Below are 18,563 nucleotides of genomic sequence, written 5' to 3' on the forward strand. Positions count from 1 at the left end.
TTTAAAGAAAAAATTATGCAAAAAATCACTATATTTACAGGCGTTTTTCTCGGTCTGGCTATCGGCGCGCTCACTGCTGCACCGGCTTATGCGCGCACAACGGCGTGCGGTACCTTCGATCCGACTCTTGGCTATTATGGCCAGTGCGATGCGAATAATAACCCTATTCCCGACACGACTACGAATAATACGAACGCAAATACCAATACCAATACCAATACGAATACAAACACAATCAATACGAACGGCCAGCAAACTACGACTACAGAATTGCCGACCGTTGGCTGTAATCAGTACGATACTCGTCAGGGCGGTTACGTGATCTGCGATACGTCCGGCCATGCAACGGGGTATTGGGTAACTGCACAAACAACCACCCAGCCGACCAATTATAACGTAACGGTTAATTATACCAACGCGAACACCAACACCCAGACGCCGAACTACTCCAACTACTACACAAGCCCGTATAACGCCTCGAATAATTACGGTTATGTGAGCGGGGTGAATGCATATTCGAACTACAACACTGTTCCGTATAACTACGGCGCCATCACATCTCCTGCGTACTCTAACTATGGTTACAATTCGTATCCGACATATTCGAATTACACCACGCCGTCATCCGGTGCCCAATTCTTCGGCTCATTGCTCGGTTCGTTGTTAAATAATAGTTATAGCAATAACAGTTACGGCAATAGCTACTACAACGCAGGGAACAACTACGGTTACTCTAACTACACGACTCCGACGTACAGTTCGTATCAACCTGTCAGGTCGTACGATTATTACACGCCGGAATATGTCAGTGTTCCCTACAGCAACTACGGAAACGAGATAGATAACTGGAGTGGCGGGGGATATACCAGCGGGTATTCAAACTACGGCAACGAGATCACTAACTGGGCAGACTAAAGTATAATCAGAAGCCTTAAAAACACCCCGACACGGGGTGTTTTTGTATCTTGACAAAATATTATTTTACTGTATAATTATACCCAGTTAATCATGGTGCGGGTTGGGCTAGTACTTGTGGCCTTAAATAAGGCTAGAAGTACCAGTCCAACTTTACAGCCCCTTTAAGGAGGAGCACTCATGAGCAAGATCATTTCCATCGTTCCGGTTTCGTTTTTTGTTCTCGCCGCCGTTTCCGCCAACGCCTCGCTCTTGCCGATTGCGGCAGAGTGGTGGAATTGCGATGGGCGGAGCAACGAAGAGGTTGTCGCCCGAGCCCGAGCCATCTTGCATTTTACAGATGGTCGAGCCACAGCCAACCCCCTCCAACCCAAGGTGACCGTCGAGGACTTTTTGTCCAAGACGGGTACAACCGTTGCCGGGTTCAGGGCTTGGAGACTGCTTCAGGTGACCGAATCCATCGAGGCTTCGGCGGTTGCAGGAGTTAATCCTACAACTGGGAAGATCACATGGGGAGACGGGAAGGAAATCCCAATCGGCGTCTGGGTTCTTTCCAATGAACCCAAGACACTCAAGGGAGGCGAAGAAGTAATATCGGTCGACCTGCGATGCTTTAACGTTTACAAGCATCGCGTCAAGACCAAGCAAGTGCTCCGGTGGGTCCGTCACCACGTGACGGAACTCCAACCCCCCGATAGGGTAGTTTACGAAACCCGCACGCTACCAGCGAGGGAGCAGCGAGTCCCATACTACTACCAACAACAGCAAGTACCGGTTCCGGTTGGTATGGGCGCAACAATGGGTGGCGGGTTCGGCGGTTATCAAACGCCACCGAACGTAATGTCGCAAAACTTTGCCCCGCCAATCTCGCAGGTTTTCGCCCCCGGGCAGGTCAACCAGCAGGGTGGCAACGTGAACATCACGTTGCCGAATCCGCCGCAGGTGCAGAACCAGCCCGGATACTACCGGCCGATAGTGTCGGACGGATCCGGTGGGCGAGGCTTCGGCGGCGGTGGCACTGGTGGCGCCGGTGGCCGGGGCACCGGTGGAGTTTCCACCGGAGGTTCCGGCGGTCGAGGCTTCGGGGGCAGTGGCGCCGGAGGCCGAGGATTCGGCGGTCCGGGCCACTGAAGTTAAGGGGTCGCCTCGTTGAGTTCGTGTGACAACGACTCAACGAGGCGACCCTGATAGGGAAGAATACAGAACGAAAAACGAAAGGAGAATTTGATCTTTACGGCTTAAATGTATGTCACTGCATTTGAGCACATTGATGAGGGTAGGAATTATGGCGAGAATAGGCATAATTCGTGCACCGATCAATGTCGAGCGGTGTCCAGAGAAAGGCTTGACAAGTTATGACATTAGTGGTAGTTGTATAGCTTAATTATGAGTAAAAATAATAATAAAATTATGACCAAATTAATCCGGAACAAGTTTGTTCAGGGGCTTTTCGTTGCCTTGGCGCTCATCGCCACGCCAGCCGTTGCCTCTGCCGCGTCTTTTAACACGGCGTCGAACGACCTCACAACTACGGCTGTTCTGAATGCGACTCAAAATCCGAATTCCAATACCGCATGGGGGCCATCAACAACAGCGCGCGGAGGGGACATGGTTACCGTGGAAATTTATTATCACAATTCGGGTACCGATGCGGCACAGAACACGATACTCCGCATGAATGTTCCGAATGGTCCGCAATCGTCAGTCACAATCAGCGGCTCGGTATCGGCGTCTAACGCGAACACCGCGAGCGGTTCGAGCATTATTACTTTCAGCGACGGTCAACAGCACACTCTGACATATGCCGGTTCTATGCGTTGGTACCCGGACCAAAACAGTTTGCACAACAACTCACCCCGCCCATTGTTAAATGGCCAATCGGGATCAGAAGTATTCAGCCAGGGTCTACAGGTTGGAACGGTTCCTATTGATAATCCTAATTCTGCTCCGGGTCAAGCGTGGAACTTTAGTCAAGGGACGCTTGATGTCGATTTTATCGTCAGCCAGACAGTGGCTCCGCAGGCTTCCCTCACTGCCACCACTAACCCGGCATCGGGCCTCACGCAGAACTCTGCAATGTTAAATGGTTCTGTGAACGGAACAAATGTGACCAACGTGACGCGCTGGTTCGAGTGGGGGACGACACAGTCTCTCGGCCAATCAACCTCACAGCAATTCGGCCAAGGGTCATATTCCGATTCCGTATTTAACTTACAGCCGAACACTACATATTACTTCCGTGCCGCCGCTCGCTCGAATGAGACGAACACGGTGTATGGCAGTATCATGACATTCCAAACTGTCGGCAATCCTGCCGTTTGTCCGGCCACGGCATTTACTAATCAGCCGACCAACATCACACAGACCGGTGCTTCATTTACCGGTACGGTTAGCCCGACTCCGGCCGGTTCATACACAAACTGGTTCGAGTACGGCACGACGCCTTCATTCGGCCAGTCGACATTCCAACAGTCAGGGAACGGCGCTGGCTTCAGCGGTTCTGTATTTAGCCTTACGTCAAACACGACCTATTTCGTCCGTGCCAATGTGCGCTCGAACGATTTCGCTTGCAATAATCAAATTATAATCGGCAACACAGTCCAGTTCCAGACCCAGCCGGTGATACAGCAATCATCGCTTGTTGCAACCACTAACTCGGCAACGGGAGCCACACAAAATTCTGCGATGTTGAACGGTTCTGCTAACGGCACAAATGTTACCAACGTCACACGTTGGTTCGAGTATGGTACAACATTCGCTCTTGGCCAATCCACAAGCCAGCAATTCGGCCAGGGGTCATATTCCGATTCTGTATTTAATCTCCAGCCGAACACTACATATTACTTCCGCGCCGCCGGTCGTTCGAATGAGACGAACACGGTGTATGGATCGATCTTAACCTTCCAGACCCAGCCGATCACACAAACGTCTTCTCTTGTGGCGACAACTAACTCTGCATCAGGCATGACCCAGAACTCGGCCGTGCTCAATGGTACCGATACTGGCACTAACGTCACCAACGTCACTCGTTGGTTCGAGTACGGCACTACATTCGCTCTCGGCCAATCCACAAGCCAGCAATTCGGCCAGGGCTCATATTCTGATTCTATATTTAATTTACAGCCCAACACCACTTACTACTTCCGTGCCGCTTCTCGCTCGAATGAGACGGGTACGGTTTACGGCTCCATCTTGACCTTCCAGAGCGGTCAGGTTTCGGCCGTCTGCCCAACATCAGTATTCACCAATCAGCCAACAAACATTACATTGAACAGTGCCTCACTAAGCGGTACGGTAAGCCCGACTCCGGCCGGTTCATACACGAACTGGTTCGAATACGGCACTACTGCCGCATTCGGTCAGTCGACCGTTCAACAGGGAGGCAGTGGGGCATCGTTCGCGGGATTCTTAAATAGTTTACTGCCTAACACGACGTACTTCGTTCGTGCTAACGTGCGTTCGACCGATGTGAATTGTACGGCGAACACGATCTTCGGTAACACGCTTTCCTTCCAAACCAATTTCCAACAGCAAAACAACTCGACGCTTGCCGCGACTACTCAAAGCGCGTCCGGCATAAGCCAGAACGGCATGACCTTCAACGGTTATGTTGCCGGCACCAATACTACGAATATGAATGAGTGGTTCGAGTACGGTACGACCATGAGCCTCGGCCAGACAACATATCAGCAATATGCAAGCAACGGCAACTATTCCTCCCAAGCCTATAACCTCCAGCCGGCGACGAACTACTACTTCCGCGCAGTTGCTCGCTCGAACGAGACAGGCACAGTCTATGGCGCGATCCTGACAGCTCAAACACTGGGTACAACTTATTATAATAACTATCAGCAAACGGCGACTCTTTCGGCTACGACCAATACTGCAACCGGCATCAGTACGAACGGCGCAACCTTGAACGGATCTATCTATAATAACGGGGCAACCAACGTGACTCGCTGGTTCGAATATGGAACAACACAGTCTCTCGGGCAGCAAACTTCACAGCAGTATCAGTCATATGCTTCGGGTAATTATTCTGACAACATCTACGGTCTCCAGTCGGGCGTGCTCTACTACTTCCGCGCAGCGGCTCGTTCTAATGAGACAGGTACGGTCTACGGCAGTATTGTACCATTCTCGACAACCGGGCTCGTTACTCAAACATACTTCCAGTTCCAGCCGCCGGTACAGCCTACGGTCGCTACCAATCCCGCAATTAACATCACAACATCTTCTGCCCGCTTAAATGCAAGTGCGGTTATGAACAACGTGCAAGCTAATGGCTGGTTCGAGTGGGGGACGACACCTTCATTGGGTCGGACAACCCTTCAGCTCAATCTGGGTTCTGGTGTATCAAACGGTTACTATACGACTGTGACCGGCCTCTCTGCTCATACACTTTACTACTTCCGCGCGGTGACACAGAATACTCAAGGCCAGACGGCTCGCGGTCAGATACTCTCATTCACCACGCTCACCCCGGCCGTAACATACGTTCCGCCGAAAATCATCACTCCTCCTGCACCGAAAGTTACGGTAGCCGTCGCTAATTATGTGCCGGTCAAATCCGGCGAAGTTATTACGAAGACTGTTGACGATATCTCATTCCCGTGCGGTACCAAGACCTACGTCTGCGCACGCGAGGGCCACACCATCCAGTACACTATTACCGTTATGAATCCGAGCTGGTCGGCCACAAGCAACGCTGTTATTACAGACACTCTCGCGCCGATCCTTGCCTTCAAGAATGCCTCGGAAGGCGGTACCTATAATGCAGGTACGCGTATGGTCCAATGGTCGCGCCAGCTTGGTCCGCGCGAAGGTCACACCTTCATGATCCAAGTTCTCGCCCGCGATATCGCCGACAACATCGTCGTGACGAACAATGCCCAAATCTATGTGAACGGCAAGACCTACGCATCCAACGACACACAAGTCTGCATCACTATAACACCGATAAAGCTTGAGATCACAGCCGACAAAGCTAATGTTGCGCCGGGCGATAACATCACTTACACCGTTCGTTACTCGAACGTTGACGGTGCACCGGTTCAGAACTTGAACTTGCGAATGTCTGTTCCTCAAGGTACGACTTTCGTCAGCTCCGACCATCAGAATATCCAAACACAGAACGGCATGGTGAATCTTACTGTCGGCGGGCTCAACCCCAAGCAGGACGGTACCATAAGCCTTGCTCTCAAAGTAGATTCGAAGGTTAATAAAGACCAGCCGATTACGTTCACTGCGAACGCAAGCTTCCAGGACACTCAAGGTGTCCAACAGCCCGATGTGCTGGCCACTGTTAATACGCCGATCTCGGCCGAGAGCACGAAGCTTAACACCGCAAGCGCCGTAAGTGTCGGCAGCTTCCTCCCCTCATCCTTACTCGGTTGGCTTGCCTTCATTCTCTTGTTCCTAATAATTATCCTCATAATTACTCGCATCTTGAGCGATTATAAGGGAGGCAAAGGCCATCCGCCCGCGACAGTGTAATAAAGAGTTGAAAGTAAAAAGTTATAAAGTTGAAAGTTGCACAAAAGCCTCGTTAATTCGGGGCTTTTGTTTTTCGCATTTTGCGCTATGATTAGCCTTATGGCGAAGCATACGACCAAAAGTTTGGAAGAGACCCATAAACTTGCTGCTGATTTTGTTTCGCGTCTCCCCAACTCCCAACTCCTAACTCCCAACTCCTGTCTCATCTTCGCTCTGCATGGCGACCTCGGCTCTGGCAAAACGGCATTCGTGCAAGGTGTTGCAAAAGCGCTAGGCGTTAAGCATCATGTAACGAGTCCCACTTTTGTAATCCAAAAGCGTTATGAAATCCCAGATTTATCGAAAAATATTATTCATATAGACGCATACAGACTAGGCGAGGGAAGCGATATGAGCGCACTAAGATTTAATGAGACGCTCGCCGACCCGAATAATATCGTCTTCATTGAGTGGCCGAACATTGTAACAAGCGCCCTGCCCGAACATGCCATCCCGCTAAAATTCAAATTCATCGATGAGACTACGCGCGAGATAGAATTACCAAACTAATATGAAAAAAGAAACAAAGACATTACTACTCCTAGATTCGCACGCGATCTTGCATCGGGCATATCACGCACTTCCGGACTTCCGCAGCGAGAATGGGGAGCCGACCGGCGCGCTCTACGGCTTCGTCGCCTTCGTGCTTAAGGCCATCAAAGATCTAAAGCCGGACTATGTGGCCGCCTGCTTCGACTTGCCGGGGCCGACATTCAGGCACGAGGAATATAAAGAATACAAAGCAACACGAGCGAAGACAGAAGATGATTTGATATCACAGCTTAAAGTGGCAAGAGGCGTGGCCGAGGCGCTAGGTATACCGGTCTATGAACATCCCGGCTTCGAGGCGGACGATATGTTGGGCACGATCGTGAAGAAGGTCGCCGAGGAGAGACCTCTCTCTGGGGGACTCACCTCGGCGTGCAAGATTATTATTGCTTCGGGCGATATGGATACTTTGCAACTGGTGAAAGACGATGATGTGGTGGTCTATACTTTAAAAAAGGGATTGAACGATACAGTTATATATAATGAGAAGGCGGTAGAAGAAAGATTCGGCTTTAAGCCCAAGCTCTTACCGGATTATAAAGGCTTGCGCGGGGATGCTTCCGATAATATCATCGGCGTTAAGGGGATTGGCGAGAAGACGGCAGAAGAATTAATTCAGAAGTTTGGCACGATAGAAAATATAATGAAGAAGGCGAAGACGCATCACGACGAACTGCTCGAGGCGGGAATCAAAGAGCGGATTATCGGCCTGCTCAAGACCAACGAAGATGAGGCGTTATTCTCCAAGATGCTGGCGACAATCCGCGATGACGCGCCGATTGATTTTAAACTACCGGAGAAGACTTGGCGAGAGGGAGTTGATATTGAAAAGGTTGAGGCAATGTGCAAGCAGTATAGCTTCCGGACTTTGGCGGGGCGGATACGAGAGGCGGTTGCTGGAACAGGAGATAGGGTGAATTCCCCAACTCCCAACTCCCAACTCCCAACTCCTCCCAACTTTAAAAAGCTCCAGATAATGGCATGGCTCGTTGACTCCAGCGCGACCGATCCGGAAATTGAGAAAGTTCTGGAAGTTGCCGGTGTTAGTGACGTTGGTGAAGTCGAGGCCGTGCTCATGAAGAAAATTCATGAGGCCAAGCTCGAGAAAGTTTTAAACGATATTGAGTTGCCGCTTGTTCCAATCATTGACGCGGCGGAGAAGTGCGGCATCTTGGTGAGTAAAAAGAAACTCGCCGACTTGTCGGAAGAGTATCACATTCATACGGCGCGATTAGAGAAGCAGATTCATGATTTAGCTGGCAAGGAGTTTAACATCAGCTCGCCGAAACAGATGGGCGAGGTGCTCTTCGATACGCTCAAGCTTGAGGTGAAGGGGCTTAAGAAGACTGCCGGCGGCGCCCGCTCAACCAAGGAGTCAGAGCTAGACAAGCTCAAGGACCTGCACCCGATAATCAATAAAATTCTAGAATACAGAGAATACAAAAAGCTTCTCTCGACATATATAGACGCTATACCCAAACTCTTGGATAAAGAAGGCAGATTACATACGACACTCGTGCAGGCCGGCACCACGACAGGCAGAATGTCTTCGAATAACCCGAATCTGCAAAACATCCCGATAAAGACCGAGCTTGGCCGGGCGATACGTGAGGCCTTCATTGCACCCAAAGGGACGGAACTTCTCGCGCTAGATTATTCGCAGATAGAGTTGCGCGTAGCGGCAGCGCTATCGGGTGATGAGAAATTACTTAAGATATTCAAAGAAGGCGGGGATGTGCACGCCTCGGTGGCATCTCTCGTCTTCGGCGTCCCGCCGGATAAAGTGGATCACGAGATGAGGCGCAAGGCCAAGGTCATCAACTTCGGCATCATCTACGGTATGGGCGTGAATGCGCTTAAGACCAACTTGGGCACTACGCGCGAAGAGGCCCAGCAATTCCATGACGCTTACTTCGAGCAGTTTAAACAGCTGGGTGAATATCTGGATAATATTCTGGCCGAGACCAAACATACTAAATATACGACGACTCTCTATGGAAGGCGCCGATACTTCAAGAATATCAACTCCCGTATGCCCCAGCTCCGGGCGATGGAGGAGAGGATGGCCGGCAATGCACCGCTCCAAGGTACCGCCGCCGATATTATCAAGCTCGCGATGATCAAAGCGGAACACGAATTAAAGAAAGCACATTTACACGACGACGCGAAGCTTCTCCTGCAAGTTCATGATGAATTGATCTATGAAGTGAAAAAAGAAAAGGTAGAAGAAGTCGCGAAAGTTATTAAACAAGCGATGGAAACGGCGTCAGACATCAAATGCCCGATAATAGCCAACGTTTCCAAAGGCCCAAGCTGGGGCGAGATGAAGAAACTAAATATTTAGAATTCTGAACAGGGCGATGCCGGTGGCCACGGACACATTGAGCGATTCTTTCTTTCCTTTCATCGGGATTTCTATAATGCTGTCACATTGGTCTAGGATGTCTTGCGTGATGCCGAATCTCTCTTCGCCGATTATTAAAGCCGTTTTTCCTGACGATTTGAAGGTTTTATAGTCTACGGAATTCTCGGCTTGCTCAAGCGCGACGATATTAAAACACTCCTCCCTAAGTTGCGCTATCGCGTAGGATAGGGAGGGGTGTTGTTCCCAAGAAACAGACTTCTCGGCGCCTAATGCCGTCTTCGTAATATCCTTTCGTATACTGCCGAAGCGGTCTAATGGGGATGGGGTGTAGCCGGTCAGGTATATTTTAGAAACCCCGGCAGCATCTGCGGTGCGGAATATCGCCCCGACGTTATAAACACTGCGGATGTTATGAAGAATGAGGATCATGACAGAATTAAAGAATTTAGGAATTAGAGAATAATACAGTAAAATCAAGAATAGACAAGCGGGTCTAAAACTGGTATTATTTCGAAACTTCGCGCTCGTAGCTCAGTTGGTAGAGCAGCTCCCTTTTAAGGAGATGGTCGAGGGTTCGATTCCCCCCGAGCGCATAAACTAGAGTTCCAGCACGAAGCGTTCTAACGATGTTTCGAAATCGGTGAGACCCCTGCGGGCTTTATGGTAGATATTAATAAGCTTCAATGACAGATGGGGTAGTTCTTCTGCGCGATAATTTCTAAGCAAGGGTTTTATTTTGCGAATCTGCCAGTCCTGTAAAGAGCTTTTATCCATCGGCGTCATTTTGGCAACCATAAGCATATTTTTGAGCTGCCATGTCAGCTTCCAAAATAATTCTTCTGCTGGCAAGCCGGCGGTAAGCGCCGTTTCGTACTCGACCCACAGCTTTTTCTTATCTCGCAGGCCGAAGGCGTCGCTAAAGCGGTAGATGTTGTAACCGGCGAAGATCGGATGAGACACTTTGACCTCGCGCGCGCCGGCATATCCTGCCGGCTCTGCTTTCATGAATTTATTAAGCTTGGCGCCGGCAGATTCCAGTTTCGCGAGTGGTTCTTTGGTCAACGAGCCGTCTACAATAATTACGTCGTGCGACGACGTTTGCAGATGGGGGATTAGATGGATGAGCAGTTCACGCCCTGTCGCAGTCTCGCAAAAGTAGCGCAACAAAATGAGATATGTCTCGCCAAAGAGACTTGTACTTGCCGCGAAATTTTTTATTTTTTCGGCATTTTCTTCGCTCGCCTCGAACTGGACGACCTGAATATCCGGTTGTTTCTTGACGAGTTCGTCGAGCTGAACACGAGCCTTGGCCTGCACTTTGTCCCGATCGGAACCGTAAAAAATCGTAATCATAGTATGAAAAATAAATTTGCTGCATCACGAGAACACGGATATTTTTCTGCTGAAAAATTCCTCGTGTTCGCGCCGACCGCGCTCGCAAGTTTCTCGAGACGCACAATTTTATTTTTCATAGCCAACGACGAACTTTTTCTGTATATCGTTTGTAGCGCTCGCCGAATTTGCGCGAGAGATAATGTTCTTCCGGGATTACGACCAAATAGTCGAGGATGGCGTATTGAGCAATATCGAGAATAATAAGCCAGAGCGTCCCAACCCACAGCCCGATACCGAAGGTCAAAATTAGAAAAGCAAGATACATTGGATTACGGCTGTATTCATGCGGGCCGGTTATGACCAAGTCAGTGGTCGCGCGTGTCGGATTGGAATGAGTACCGACGTTTTTGAATGTTACATCCGACCACCAGAGGATAAGCATTGCGCCGATAGTAAGCATAAAGCCGATGCCTCTAAAGAACGAAGATGCAATGACCGGCAAGGGGAAGAGGAACTGCATCAGGAGGCCGAAAGCGATGGTCGCAGTGACGACGACGGGCGGGTAAATCTTCACGTGAGGTACGTCGTGATGAGTATTTGGTTGATGAGTTTCGTTGTCCATATGTGTATTCTATTGCGTATTTGTCGAAGAGGCAAGCGGATGGAGGAGTGTGCCGAACGATTCGCCTGTGCCTAGTGGAGCGGGGGAGGTGAGGAAGGCGCCGGGATGTTCACGTTCATACTTGGCCGGGCCGCCGATAGCCAGCCAGACGAAGAACATTGCGATCATTAGCGCAACGAATCCCAATAAAAATGCTCCGGCCTCGTTCATATTTTAACAGAATTATTGAATAAAGAATTTTGGAATTTAAGATCTTTAATTCTCAAATTCCTCAATTCCGTTTAATGCTGGTGCTTCGGGCAGAAGTGTGTTGAGCGACTGCCTAATACTATGCGCTTTATTATACCACCACAGCCCTTCTTTTTGCACGCCTCGCCCGTCATGCGATATGCCATATGATGATTTTGAAAGCCGCCCTTCTCGCCGTAGATATTGCGGTAGTCTGATTTAGAATCACCGCCGAGTTTAATCGATTTAGTCAGAATCTTGCGCATTGATTTTAATATCGCACCGGATTCTGCTGGGGATACATCTTTTGCTTTTCGCGTCGGGATAATCCCTGCGTCCCATAACGACTCATCGGCGTAGATATTGCCGATACCGGATATTATAGTCTGATCCAGCAGGGCGAGTTTGATAGGCAGATTCGGTCGGCGTAATAAACGCGCGAGCAAAACTTTCAACGTAAGTTTTTTATCAAAAGGGTCGGGGCCGAGTGTTTTAAGTGTCTCGTGCTCATGAAGTTTAGAAGTTTCGATAAGTTCGACTCGGCCGAATTTACGCAGGTCGGAGAAAGAAAGCTCGTGCCCTTTCGACAAGAAAAATCTCTGGTGAATATATTTAGAGTTCGGTCGGTCGAAGAGCAGTTGGCCGGTCATTTTCATATGAACGCGCAAGGTCATTCCGCCGGAGAGATGAATTAAAACATTTTTCGCCTGACGCGATACTGAAAGAAACTTTTTGCCTATCAGTAATTTCTTAAAGTCTTTGAAATTGTGACCCTTGATCTGCTTGGGCCAGCCCGTCCAAACGTCAGTAATAACAAGCCCGGGCAACACCGCATTAAGCCCTGTAACAGTGGTATGTACTTCAGGCAGTTCCGGCATAATGGTTATATAAAAACTCAAAAATCAAAGTTCAAAATTTTGATATTTGATATTTAATCTTTGATCTAAGTAAGTTTCATCGCACGCAATATTTCTTCTTGCGCTACTTCGTAGTCGCTCCATGGTTCTTTAGTGCCATTCGTGCCCATGATGTACGGGTCGGTGCCTTTGCCGGAGATTAAGACCACATTATTTTTCTTCGCCTCGGCTATTGCCGCTCTTATCGCTTCGCGTCTGTCCATTATGATGCGATATTTGCGGCGGCCCATACCCTTTGCTATTTCCTCAACTATCGTTTGCGGGTCTTCGTCATACGGATCTTCATTGGTCAGAATGATTGTATCGCAATATTCTGCCGCTATCTTGCCCATCTGTGGACGCTTCCATTTATCCCGCCCGCCCCCGCACGAGCCAAGCACGCAAATCTTGTGTGAATTAGGGAAAACTTTATATAACTTCTCTAAAGAGTCGGCAGTATGGGCGTAGTCCACTATTACAGTATAAGGCGGCTCGATGCGACCGGCAGGGAACTTGGCGCGCACCTCCTCGGGGAAGCGCGATGGATCGATAACCACTTTCTCCAGCCGGCCCGGGACGCCTTGGAACTTCTCGATGGCGCGCTTAATAACGTCCGGTGCGATACCCTGACTTTTCGCGAACATGGCGGCGGCCAAGATGTTGTAAGCGTTGAACTCGCCGGCGAGTTTCGTCACAATTCTTTCTCTAAAAATATTTAATTCTGAAGAATCTTCTTTGAGGGTGAATGGTTTGGCATCGCCGATATTGTAAGCCACCTTTTGGGGCACATTAATAGCTAAAAATTTGTCAGAGTCCTGACTGTCTTTGTTCACCACCAAGACTTTATTCTTCTTCCATGATTTCTCGAGTGAGTGGGCGATGGCGAGCTTGGCGGCCAGATAATTTTCATACGAGCCGTGCGACTCGATATGTTCCGGGGAGATGTTCGTAAATATTAATGCATCGAGCGAGATGAACTTATGGCGGAACTGTTGGGCGCCGTTACTGGTCATCTCGACAACCGCCCAGTCGCACTTCTCCTCAACCGCTTGGCGCAAGAAATTTTGCAGGAACGATCTGCCCGGCATCGTCATCTTGAACATGTTGCGTTCGGACTCTTTACCAATCTTGAAGCGCAGGGTAGAAGCTAGAGCGGTTTTATAGCCAGCTTCTTCTAATATCGCAGAGACCAGTTCTGCCGTCGTTGTCTTACCCTTGGTGCCCGTTATCGCCACCACTTTTATTTTGCGCGAAGGGAATTTGTAACGAGCGGCACCCCAGACAGCCAAAAGATAATGGTAAATAGGCTGGCCGGCCCGGAAAAGCTTCTCGGGTATGAACTTCCTAAATCTATTCAGGCTTTCATCGGTATCCATAAATTATTTACCAATTTGCTTCAAGGCCTCTTTGATACGTTTATTAAGACCGGTCACGTCTGCCGGGACTTTTTGCAATGCTTCTCGCGCCTCTGTGTGCGCGTAACCGAGCGCTATCAAAGCAGAAAGCGCGTCTCTATCTTCATTCATAAGCGGGCTATCGGCCAAATCTCCGCCCAGACTTGTTATTTTATCTTTGAGCTCCAGTACGATTTTATCCGCGATTTTTTTGCCGATACCGGAGACTTTCGTCAGATATGAAGCGTCGTTAGATAGAACGGCGCGCTTAAGGGTAGTGGCGGGAGCGGCAGAGAGCACGGCCAGCGCCTTCTTGGGGCCGATGCCAGAGATGCTTATTATAAGTTCGAATAATGCTCGCTCGTCGGTCGTCAAGAAGCCGTAAAGATCCAGCGCATCCTCGCGAACGACGAGATAAGTAAAGAGCCGGGCCGGCTCGCCTAGATCCTTGGCCGATTGCAGGGTTGCTAATGTCTCCGGCAGGCAGAAAACCCGCAAACCAAGGCCGCCAAGGCTGATAACAGCCGCTTTTTCTTCAATATTCAGAACAGTTCCCTCAATCTGCGCAATCATGATGTAATACTACACCAAGGTTGCCTTTTTAACAAAAACTGTGCATTTCGAGGTTCGACCTTAAGCATCAAAAAGGTCGAACCTCTGGAAGTTGCATTTAGCCATGTTTTCTGGTAGTATTTCGGGATTATGGCAATCACCGCATCAGCAAAAAAGGCTATCAGGAACTCCAAGCGCAAGCACGAGGTCAACTTGAAGCACAAGAAAAGCGTCACCGATGTCCGCAAAGACATAGAGAAATTGGTGGCCAAGAAAGACCTTAAGGCCGCTGTAGCGCTCCTCCCCAAGGCCTATCAGGCAATCGACAAATCAATGAAGCTCGGGCTACTTAAGAAAAACACCGCCGCCCGCCGAAAATCTCGCCTAGCCAGACTAGTCAGCGCGAAATAAATTTAAAAAAACAAAAAGGACCCTAATAGGGTCCTTTTTGTTTTTTATACCTCCCCCTCCTTGCTCTTAGCTAATGCTGCCACCAAAATTTTTAATCTCTTTTTATCCCTTTCTAAAAAGTTCCTCTGATTTCTTAGCCAACTCTCCTTGTTAAATCCCGGTTCCATTATTACCGGCATATCGTTTACCCGTGCCTCTGACTGCCTTACTTCTGTCTCTTTATGATTGACCCAATCCTGCAACTTCTCCATGTTCCCCTTGCTCTCTTGCAATGTTTTGCCTATGAGTGCATCATTTATCTTTGCCAACGGCCTACTTTGTAATTCGGTAATCACCGAACTTAGATTCAGGCCCATTCTATCTAGATGCTCCAGTGTTTTTACTACATTCTCTAAGTCATCCGCCATACCTTCTAACTTCCGGCTGTCATTTTCCATCAAATCTTCCACCGAGTGTTCCTCGTTTGAATCATAAGAATCTTCGATTCCCATAAGTATTTATTTACCTAATATGCACCTCACTTTACCCCCCCCACGAAATTTGCAAGGGTAGGGTGGGGAAAAGCGGAAAACAGAAACTCGGTTTCTCAAGAGAAAACCGAGTTTCTAAAGCCTAAAATTTTTGGTGCTCCCGGCAGGAATCGAACCTGCATCTGATCCTTCGCAGGGATCTGTCCGGTCCATTGAACGACGGGAGCGGTGAAACAATTTGCTTACTTTACCATAAAATTTGGCTCTCGGGAAGAGGTAAGAGTGTGGCCTAATTGAGTTCCTAATTCGAGTAATTCGCGCCGAATATTGCTGTCGCCGTAATACACGTAGCAAATCCCTTTAAAGTTTTTGCGATATCGTTTCGTCACACTTCGCTTTTTAAAATATGGTTTTTTAAATCTTTCTAGGGGAACACTCAACACTTCCGACCAGAATTTTTTTGCGTCAGTAATACTATGATAATAGTGGAGATGAAGATGAATGGAGAAGTGGGCGTTATCTATGATATAAACTTTGCGCAACAGGGTAATGAAAAGACGATGCATTACGGGGTCAGTATTCGCAAACTTAATCCCGCCTCCGCCGGTCCCTTTTGCGCCTTCTGCCCAGTACAACATTGAGAGTAGTGATTTAAGGTAGAACAAATCACTAAAGTTTTCACTTCCAGATTCAATAATCTTCTTAACCTTATTGGTGCAATCTTGTGTTTGAACTTCGGTTCGGTGCCTCAGGGCTGCAAATGCAAGAGGGCGGACACGGGCCAAATGGTCTTTCTGTTTCTTGGAGTCTTTTTTGTATCCAGTGATAGAACCAAGCCAGTAGGAAAGAGTGCCTTTTGAGGAAACGCCTAAAATTTCAGAAATTTCCGAGTATGGTTTCCCTAACTTATGCAGACGAACGGCCTCTTTCCTAACCTCATCTGAATATCTATTGCCAGCCATTTGAACATAGTATACTACAAATATTTGTCAGTATCTAGGTTCGATTCCTGCCAGGAGCATTAAAAGCCCAGTCGCCGCGAGAGTAACTCCGCGAAGGGGATTTGATGTTCTTCTTCGGGTAAATGCTTGAGAATAAAGGCGCGGGTGTTGTCCGGATTAAGATATTCTAGGGGAATAATAATGTACGGCGAGAGCATCTTCTTGGATTTGAAGATGATGCTCGCCGGCGTTTGCAGATAAATCCAGAAAGATTCGAGCGATTTAAATGAGTGAAATTCGTTGTTAAGTTTAAGCCCTTGGTTTGTAAGCTCGCAGTGTACCGTTTGAGGCGGGCGAGCACCGAAGAGCATAACTGTAAAAGCTGCTACTATGATTAAGACAGCGAAAAGGATGTTGCCGAAGAAGAGCGAGGCGATAGCGATACCCGCGGCGATTATGCCCACGACCCAATACCACTCGCTAGTTTTATGCACGAACTCGTACTCTTGCGTCTGCCAGGAGATTTTTTCTGCTATCCGCTCGATGTTTTCTTGTTCCGGCATAATTATATCGAGAGGGGATATAGTTTATTCTCACAGCCAAGTGAATATCCTTTCTGAACGAACTCAAGCTGGCAGAAGGTAATCTCATAGGTCTTGCCATCGGAAAGGTAAGTAATGTCATATTTAGGAGATTCCGGATCGATGGGCGGATGTGTTCGGATAAGGAAGAAATCGTTCGTGAGAGCGGTGATGACGTTACTGCCGGCCGTCACATTCTCCTTGGGTGTTACTATCGGATATGTGCTGTGGGAAAGAAAATAATTCTTAAGCGAGCGCTGGAGTTCTGTCGCGGCGCCAACTCGGCGGATGTCGTGCGACTCTGTCGCGTATCGGCGCCAAATCAAAGGCGCGATTATTGCGATAATTAATATGGTAACGACAGTGATTATAACCTCTAGTATTGTGGTGCGCTCATGCATATATTATTCTCTAAAATATCCCCAAGAGTGCAGACGGTCGAAGTCTTCGAACCATCTGTCGCCAATGTCGGTGCGGTAGTACATGTGGGGGATCATGATGTTCTTGATGCGGGAATACGTTTGTGCCTGTGCTTGTTTCATTGTCGGGCCAGTACCGCAGACAATGAGGACGACGCCAGAGGTACCCGTGACGAGCCACTCGCCGTTCTCTAACTTAACATCTTCTATATGCACGCCTTCTGTCGGCTTGTTGAAAAGAATGACAGAGTCTTTGGACTTAACGTTGAACGTCTCCGGGTCGGTGAAGGGGAATGGCGGCACGACAATGCGCACGCCGATCTGGAAGCCCGTTTTAGTTTTGAACTTGGTGAGCGTACCGGCCGCGAGCTCGTAGAAAAATTCACCCATCGGCATAGTGATGCCTTCTTGTTGAATACAGATAGTAGGGTAGCCGAAGCGCGATGTCCACTCAAGCGGGTAGATGCCGTTGCCGTTCACAATGCAGTTGATATCTATATAGCCGAAGTAGTGTTCTTCCGCCAACTTCGCTTCCATCTTTTTTAATGTCTGGTTGTAAATTTTATTAGGCTCGGACCAGAACATAAACGTCCCCATCTCGCCCGTGCTTGGGCCGAGATTACCGGGGAAGAGCTTTTTATTCTCGAAGTTTACGTTTATGGGCAAGGCGAATTCTTTGCCATTAAAAAATGCGCCAACCGCCACCTCTACGCCCACGATGCGCTTTTGTAACTGGAATGACTTAATCTTCTTGGCGTAAGCCTTCTTGTAATCATTCAAGACCTGCAACATATCCTTGCCGTCGTCATCCTCGCCAACATACAGAATACTCTTTACGTTTTGTGCTTCCAAGGATGGCTTCAAGACGTATTTACCCGGGTTGGCCTGGACGAAAGCTATCGCATCGTCGAATGAAGTGAAGTCGTTGTAGGGGACTATCGAAACGCCGTATTTCTTAAGCTCCTCTTGGCCGAAGTTACGATCGTCCTCGAGCATATCGGTATAAGGCGTACCGCCGACGACAAGCTTGCCGGCATCACGAAGCTTCTTGGCCTTCTTGCCTTGGCCGAGCACATCGTCGAAGATTATGACGTCTGCCCAGTCTACGTGCGACTCCCAATCGTCTATTTTCTCAACGAAACCGTCAGACACCTCGCGCTCCTCCTTGTGCTCAATGAAGTATTTAACGTCGTTGCCCTCCTTGACTAATTGCCAAGCGATATCGCCAATGAGGCCATCGAGCGATACGAATAAAAATCTCTTTTTTTCCATATGTTCATAAAGTATACAAAATAAATCCGCAAGAAGCGAGTATTAAGCCATGTCCGATAGAATATCTAGTAAAATAAA

Annotated in this window: 18 protein-coding genes and 2 tRNA genes; 7 read left to right on the forward strand and 13 right to left on the reverse strand. The window is 48.6% G+C overall.

The genetic code is table 11. The features are described 5' to 3' along the window. Positions 1-15: 15 nt before the first annotated feature. The 5 genes from WC764_02500 to WC764_02520 all read left to right on the forward strand — a co-directional run bounded on the left by WC764_02500 (position 16) and on the right by WC764_02520 (position 9,343). On the forward strand, positions 16-915 hold the full coding sequence (locus WC764_02500; protein MFA6006575.1) for a hypothetical protein: 900 nt from the start codon (positions 16-18) through the stop codon (positions 913-915). A gap of 180 nt (positions 916-1,095) precedes the next feature. Then, complete coding sequence (locus tag WC764_02505; protein MFA6006576.1) at positions 1,096-2,046, forward strand: hypothetical protein; 951 nt, start codon at positions 1,096-1,098, stop codon at positions 2,044-2,046. 279 nt (positions 2,047-2,325) lie between these two features. Then, positions 2,326-6,411 carry a hypothetical protein gene (locus WC764_02510; protein MFA6006577.1) on the forward strand — a complete coding sequence of 1,362 codons (4,086 nt, stop codon included), beginning with the start codon at positions 2,326-2,328 and terminating at the stop codon, positions 6,409-6,411. Positions 6,412-6,510: 99 nt separating this feature from the next. Then, positions 6,511-6,960: a tRNA (adenosine(37)-N6)-threonylcarbamoyltransferase complex ATPase subunit type 1 TsaE gene (gene tsaE / locus WC764_02515; protein ID MFA6006578.1), complete on the forward strand. Its 450-nt coding sequence runs from the start codon at positions 6,511-6,513 to the stop codon at positions 6,958-6,960. Position 6,961: 1 nt separating this feature from the next. Next, positions 6,962-9,343 (forward strand): DNA polymerase, encoded by a 2,382-nt coding sequence (locus WC764_02520; protein MFA6006579.1) that lies wholly within the window; start codon positions 6,962-6,964, stop codon positions 9,341-9,343. Here the strand turns inward: WC764_02520 and WC764_02525 are convergent. Continuing rightward, positions 9,332-9,793: an RNA methyltransferase gene (locus WC764_02525; protein MFA6006580.1), complete on the reverse strand. Its 462-nt coding sequence runs from the start codon at positions 9,791-9,793 to the stop codon at positions 9,332-9,334. The two genes, WC764_02520 and WC764_02525, sit on opposite strands and share 12 nt — an antisense overlap. Before the next feature lie 91 nt (positions 9,794-9,884). Here WC764_02525 and WC764_02530 point away from each other — a divergent pair. Next, positions 9,885-9,957, forward strand: a tRNA-Lys gene (locus WC764_02530). 4 nt (positions 9,958-9,961) lie between these two features. On the opposite strand, the gene WC764_02535 is transcribed toward WC764_02530, so the two are convergent. The 6 genes from WC764_02535 to ruvA form a co-directional block, all read right to left on the reverse strand. Then, positions 9,962-10,717, reverse strand: a complete 756-nt coding sequence (locus WC764_02535; protein ID MFA6006581.1) for a hypothetical protein — start codon at positions 10,715-10,717, stop codon at positions 9,962-9,964. Positions 10,718-10,832: 115 nt separating this feature from the next. Next, the gene (locus WC764_02540; protein ID MFA6006582.1) at positions 10,833-11,321 is read right to left on the reverse strand and encodes an isoprenylcysteine carboxylmethyltransferase family protein; all 489 of its coding nucleotides are present in this window, start codon (positions 11,319-11,321) and stop codon (positions 10,833-10,835) included. Between the two features lie 9 nt (positions 11,322-11,330). Beyond that, positions 11,331-11,531, reverse strand: a complete 201-nt coding sequence (locus WC764_02545) for a hypothetical protein (GenBank protein MFA6006583.1) — start codon at positions 11,529-11,531, stop codon at positions 11,331-11,333. A gap of 71 nt (positions 11,532-11,602) precedes the next feature. Continuing rightward, complete coding sequence (gene mutM, locus WC764_02550) at positions 11,603-12,427, reverse strand: bifunctional DNA-formamidopyrimidine glycosylase/DNA-(apurinic or apyrimidinic site) lyase (protein MFA6006584.1); 825 nt, start codon at positions 12,425-12,427, stop codon at positions 11,603-11,605. A gap of 65 nt (positions 12,428-12,492) precedes the next feature. Next, a complete protein-coding gene (murE, locus tag WC764_02555; GenBank protein ID MFA6006585.1) occupies positions 12,493-13,821 on the reverse strand; it encodes a UDP-N-acetylmuramyl-tripeptide synthetase in 1,329 nt (442 codons plus the stop codon). A 3-nt stretch (positions 13,822-13,824) separates the two neighbouring features. Then, on the reverse strand, positions 13,825-14,412 hold the full coding sequence (gene ruvA / locus WC764_02560; GenBank protein MFA6006586.1) for a Holliday junction branch migration protein RuvA: 588 nt from the start codon (positions 14,410-14,412) through the stop codon (positions 13,825-13,827). A gap of 129 nt (positions 14,413-14,541) precedes the next feature. On the opposite strand from ruvA, the gene rpsT reads away from it, so the two are divergent. After that, positions 14,542-14,802 (forward strand): 30S ribosomal protein S20, encoded by a 261-nt coding sequence (gene rpsT / locus WC764_02565; protein MFA6006587.1) that lies wholly within the window; start codon positions 14,542-14,544, stop codon positions 14,800-14,802. A gap of 44 nt (positions 14,803-14,846) precedes the next feature. On the opposite strand, the gene WC764_02570 is transcribed toward rpsT, so the two are convergent. The 6 genes from WC764_02570 to WC764_02595 all read right to left on the reverse strand — a co-directional run bounded on the left by WC764_02570 (position 14,847) and on the right by WC764_02595 (position 18,485). Continuing rightward, complete coding sequence (locus WC764_02570; protein MFA6006588.1) at positions 14,847-15,293, reverse strand: hypothetical protein; 447 nt, start codon at positions 15,291-15,293, stop codon at positions 14,847-14,849. A 131-nt stretch (positions 15,294-15,424) separates the two neighbouring features. After that, positions 15,425-15,499 (reverse strand) — tRNA-Arg (locus WC764_02575). Positions 15,500-15,514: 15 nt separating this feature from the next. Then, a complete protein-coding gene (locus tag WC764_02580; GenBank protein ID MFA6006589.1) occupies positions 15,515-16,234 on the reverse strand; it encodes a helix-turn-helix domain-containing protein in 720 nt (239 codons plus the stop codon). A 59-nt stretch (positions 16,235-16,293) separates the two neighbouring features. Continuing rightward, on the reverse strand, positions 16,294-16,776 hold the full coding sequence (locus tag WC764_02585) for a hypothetical protein (protein MFA6006590.1): 483 nt from the start codon (positions 16,774-16,776) through the stop codon (positions 16,294-16,296). A 2-nt stretch (positions 16,777-16,778) separates the two neighbouring features. Next, positions 16,779-17,195, reverse strand: a complete 417-nt coding sequence (locus WC764_02590; GenBank protein ID MFA6006591.1) for a hypothetical protein — start codon at positions 17,193-17,195, stop codon at positions 16,779-16,781. Between the two features lie 3 nt (positions 17,196-17,198). After that, complete coding sequence (locus WC764_02595; GenBank protein MFA6006592.1) at positions 17,199-18,485, reverse strand: phosphoribosylglycinamide synthetase C domain-containing protein; 1,287 nt, start codon at positions 18,483-18,485, stop codon at positions 17,199-17,201. Between the last annotated feature and the right edge of the window lie 78 nt (positions 18,486-18,563).

The sequence above is a fragment of the Candidatus Paceibacterota bacterium genome (assembly GCA_041660505.1).
GTDB lineage: Bacteria > Patescibacteriota > Minisyncoccia > Phycocordibacterales > JACRKE01 > JBAZWG01.

Coding starts and splice junctions, on each gene's coding strand:
- WC764_02500 (MFA6006575.1), top strand. CDS start 16: ATGCAAAAAATCACTATATTTACAGGCGTTTTTCTCGGTCTGGCTATC.
- WC764_02505 (MFA6006576.1), top strand. CDS start 1,096: ATGAGCAAGATCATTTCCATCGTTCCGGTTTCGTTTTTTGTTCTCGCC.
- WC764_02510 (MFA6006577.1), top strand. CDS start 2,326: ATGACCAAATTAATCCGGAACAAGTTTGTTCAGGGGCTTTTCGTTGCC.
- tsaE (MFA6006578.1), top strand. CDS start 6,511: ATGGCGAAGCATACGACCAAAAGTTTGGAAGAGACCCATAAACTTGCT.
- WC764_02520 (MFA6006579.1), top strand. CDS start 6,962: ATGAAAAAAGAAACAAAGACATTACTACTCCTAGATTCGCACGCGATC.
- WC764_02525 (MFA6006580.1), bottom strand. CDS start 9,793: ATGATCCTCATTCTTCATAACATCCGCAGTGTTTATAACGTCGGGGCG.
- WC764_02535 (MFA6006581.1), bottom strand. CDS start 10,717: ATGATTACGATTTTTTACGGTTCCGATCGGGACAAAGTGCAGGCCAAG.
- WC764_02540 (MFA6006582.1), bottom strand. CDS start 11,321: ATGGACAACGAAACTCATCAACCAAATACTCATCACGACGTACCTCAC.
- WC764_02545 (MFA6006583.1), bottom strand. CDS start 11,531: ATGAACGAGGCCGGAGCATTTTTATTGGGATTCGTTGCGCTAATGATC.
- mutM (MFA6006584.1), bottom strand. CDS start 12,427: ATGCCGGAACTGCCTGAAGTACATACCACTGTTACAGGGCTTAATGCG.
- murE (MFA6006585.1), bottom strand. CDS start 13,821: ATGGATACCGATGAAAGCCTGAATAGATTTAGGAAGTTCATACCCGAG.
- ruvA (MFA6006586.1), bottom strand. CDS start 14,412: ATGATTGCGCAGATTGAGGGAACTGTTCTGAATATTGAAGAAAAAGCG.
- rpsT (MFA6006587.1), top strand. CDS start 14,542: ATGGCAATCACCGCATCAGCAAAAAAGGCTATCAGGAACTCCAAGCGC.
- WC764_02570 (MFA6006588.1), bottom strand. CDS start 15,293: ATGGGAATCGAAGATTCTTATGATTCAAACGAGGAACACTCGGTGGAA.
- WC764_02580 (MFA6006589.1), bottom strand. CDS start 16,234: ATGGCTGGCAATAGATATTCAGATGAGGTTAGGAAAGAGGCCGTTCGT.
- WC764_02585 (MFA6006590.1), bottom strand. CDS start 16,776: ATGCCGGAACAAGAAAACATCGAGCGGATAGCAGAAAAAATCTCCTGG.
- WC764_02590 (MFA6006591.1), bottom strand. CDS start 17,195: ATGCATGAGCGCACCACAATACTAGAGGTTATAATCACTGTCGTTACC.
- WC764_02595 (MFA6006592.1), bottom strand. CDS start 18,485: ATGGAAAAAAAGAGATTTTTATTCGTATCGCTCGATGGCCTCATTGGC.